The 3266-nt window shown below is 60.4% G+C and carries 3 protein-coding genes and 1 pseudogene; all 4 read left to right on the forward strand.

All coding sequences use genetic code 11. The annotated features are described in order from the left end of the window. A partial coding sequence (locus ECTHA_RS0101090; protein WP_026623441.1) for a hypothetical protein occupies nt 1-1440 on the forward strand: 1440 nt, incomplete at its 5' end. Between the two features lie 268 nt (nt 1441-1708). After that, complete coding sequence (locus ECTHA_RS0101095) at nt 1709-2110, forward strand: IS66 family transposase (protein ID WP_025281223.1); 402 nt, start codon at nt 1709-1711, stop codon at nt 2108-2110. Next, nucleotides 2107-2508: a hypothetical protein gene (locus ECTHA_RS0101100; protein WP_203225307.1), complete on the forward strand. Its 402-nt coding sequence runs from the start codon at nt 2107-2109 to the stop codon at nt 2506-2508. Before ECTHA_RS0101095 ends, ECTHA_RS0101100 begins: the two co-directional genes overlap by 4 nt. Nucleotides 2509-2852: 344 nt before the next feature. After that, nucleotides 2853-3266 (forward strand): annotated as a pseudogene (locus ECTHA_RS19990) (hypothetical protein); the annotation flags it as partial.

Raw genomic sequence — 3266 nt, forward strand, 5'->3', positions numbered from 1 at the left:
CTGGCGATGATGGAGGCGATCAATGCCCAGGGGCGTTACGCTTGTGCGTATGCCAATATCGAGGGTGCCCAGGTGGCACGCGGGAATGAGGAAAAGGGCATCCCGGCCGTCTGCGATGCCCTGGTCAATTCCATCCAGCTCTACCTGAAGGATGATCACCTGTCCCGATGGTATGATGACAGGCGCAAGGACATCTCTCCCCAGAATCTGCTCACACAGGTCCTTCAACACTGGGCTCAACACGCAGGTTGCCCCACGGTGCTGTTCCTGGACGAAGTGGATGCCCTGGTGGGCGACACCCTGATCTCGCTGCTGCGCCAGATCCGTGCCGGCTACCCGCAGCGACCGGATGCGTTCCCCCAGAGCATTGTGCTGTGCGGCGTGCGCGACGTGCGGGATTACCGTCTGCACCAGGAAGGGGCTCAGGTGATCACCGGCGGCAGTGCCTTCAACATCAAGGCCGAGTCGCTGCGCATGGGCAACTTCACCGAAGCAGAGTGCCAAACCCTCTGGCAGCAGCACACCGACGAGACGGGTCAGGCCTTTGATCCGACCATCTTCCAGGAACTATGGGAAGACACCCATGGCCAGCCCTGGCTGGTGAATGCCCTGGGCTATGAACTCACCTGGCGCTTCAAACCGGCCCGCGACCGCAGCCGCCCGTTGTCCCTGGAGGACTACCGGGCCGCCCGGGAGGCCCTGATCCAGTCCCGGGCCACGCACCTGGACCAGTTGGCGGACAAGTTGCGAGAGCCCCGCGTTTGCCGCGTGATCAGTGAGTTGCTGGCCTCGGGTGAGGAGGGGCTGGAGCAACTCCCCCTGGACGATCTGGAATACGTTCACGACCTGGGTCTGATCGAGGTCCGTCCCCGGGTGCGTATCAGCAATCGTATCTACCGAGAAGTCATCCCCCGAGAGTTGACCTGGACCACGCAGGTACGCATTCCCAACCAGGAAACTGTCTGGTATCTCACCCCCGTCCATTGCCTGGACGTGCCCAGGCTGATGCGTGCCTTCCAGCAATTCTTCCGTGAACATGCCGATAGCTGGATGGAGCGCTTTGACTACAAGGAGGCGGGCCCGCAGTTGCTGATGCAGGCCTTTTTGCAGCGTATCGTCAATGGCGGTGGCCGCATCAGCCGGGAATACGGTCTGGGCCGCAAGCGCACGGACCTTTTCATTGAATGGCCGACGGACCCGGTGAAGGGCTTTCATGGCCCCATGCAGCGCATTGTGATTGAACTCAAGCTGCAGCGGGGGGCGCTGGAGGGCGTCATCAGTCAGGGGCTTGCCCAGACGGCATCCTATGCCAGTCAGGTGGGCGCTGACGAGGCCCATCTGGTGATCTTCAATCGCGATCCCGGGGTGACCTGGGAGGAGCGGATCTGGGAGACGGAACGGACTGTGGAAGGGCGCTGCATCCGGGTGTGGGGTGCCTGAGCGGGCTGCTGATCGTAACAAACCTCGAGAGAGATCAGTCTTTCGGATCTGTAATTTGAACTGATTCACATTTCCATCGATTGACGTTGTCACCTTTCTGAAATTGTGGAAAATACACCCTGTCGCCAGTGAAGGCAGTCAGGGATGAAAGGCACTGCATCATGGAGGATCCACTGGATGGATTCATTGCCGCGCGACACCGGGCCCCGCCACATGGATTGTGGTGGGGCCTTTCCTATTGGGCGGGCTTCCGTCCTATACTGCGGTCATGCCTCGCTTCTTCAACAATGCCGGTCCCACAGGGCGGGAGGACGGTATCATCCCGGTGTTCTACGACTACAACACCAACGGATCCCAGGAAGGGCCGCTGGAACACCTGCGTGACTGCCAGGGATATCTGCAAGCCGATGCCTATGCGGGCTACCTCAATGCCGAACGGATCCAGGAGGCGCTGATCTGGTGTGCCTGCTGGGCCCATGCGAGTCGCCCGTTCGAAAAGATCGCCCGCAAACACAAAAAGCGTGGCCGGGTGCATCTGGTGATGAAGCTGATCACGGCGATCTACCAGGTGGAATCGCGCCTGCGCCAACAAGGGATTACGGACCCGGAGCAGATCCGCGAACTGCTGCCCTATCACTGGGAACCGCGCCCAGGCCTGCGGGGAGAATGACAGCGGGGAGTGAGGGTTGGGTATACGTGCCCTACCGGAGGCGTACCCTGGACGAAGTGGACGCCCTGGTGGGCGACACGCTGATCTCGCTGCTGCGCCAGATCCGCGCCGGCTATCCGCAGCGACCGGATGCCTTCCCCCAGAGCATTCTGCTGTGCGGTGTGCGGGACGTGCGGGATTACCGCCTGCACCAGGAAGGTGCCCAGGTGATCACCGGCGGCAGTGCCTTCAACATCAAGGCCGAGTCGTTGCGCATGGGCAACTTCACCGAAGAAGAGCGCCAAACCCTCTGGCAGCAGCACACGGACGAGACGGGTCAGACCTTTGATCCGACCATCTTCCAGGAACTGTGGGAAGACACCCACGGCCAGCCTGCTCGGCTTCGACCGCCAAGGTGATCAGGTCGCGGGCACCTTGGCGCAGTAACTCGTGCAGCGGATCAGTGGCCTAAGGTTCTGGTTGTGAGACAGCTTGAAGGGTAGACTTGGTCATGGCGTGTCCGTTTTTGTTGATTGAGATCTTGGTCGTGATCAATCGACAGGATACGCCACCCTTCCTTCCCCCCTATACACCAGATCTGACTTTAACCTGAAGTTTCAGCGCGAACTATTCTCATGTTCTTGGTAAGTTGCTGGTGGTGTGTGAGTTTTCGGTGAGGTGGGTCAATTTTTAGTCGGAAATGTACCCATGTAAATCATGCTTTTTTGATTTTTTACCCGTGGCGTTGGGCTATAATCAGTCCATGTACATCGACATTGTCCCCAATCGCAATTCGCCCCCCGCCATTCTGCTGCGCGAGTCCACCCGCGAAGGCGGCCGCATCGTCAAGCGCACCCTCGCCAATCTCTCGTCTCTGTCCCGCGAACAAGCCGAATCGATTCGTGCTGTCCTCAAGGGGGAGCCGCTGGCTCCGGTCGATAGCCTCTTCGAGGTGGTACGTTCGCGGACACACGGCGCGGTGCAGGCGATCGGCCAGGCGATGCAGCGGTTGCACCTGGGACCCCTGCTGGATTCCAAGCCATCACGGCAACGGGATCTGGTGCTGGCGATGATCGCTGCACGGGTACGGACCCGCAGAGCAAGCTGGCGACCAGCCGCAGTTGGGACCACAGCACGCTGGGCGAGTGGTTCGGGGTTGCCGATGCGGATGAGCATG

Source organism: Ectothiorhodospira haloalkaliphila ATCC 51935 (assembly GCF_000633935.1).
Lineage (GTDB): Bacteria > Pseudomonadota > Gammaproteobacteria > Ectothiorhodospirales > Ectothiorhodospiraceae > Ectothiorhodospira > Ectothiorhodospira haloalkaliphila.

What these genes read in the sequence shown, in the direction of transcription:
- ECTHA_RS0101095 (WP_025281223.1), top strand. Translation starts at nt 1,709, where the DNA reads ATGCCTCGCTTCTTCAACAATGCCGGTCCCACAGGGCGGGAGGACGGT.
- ECTHA_RS0101100 (WP_203225307.1), top strand. Translation starts at nt 2,107, where the DNA reads ATGACAGCGGGGAGTGAGGGTTGGGTATACGTGCCCTACCGGAGGCGT.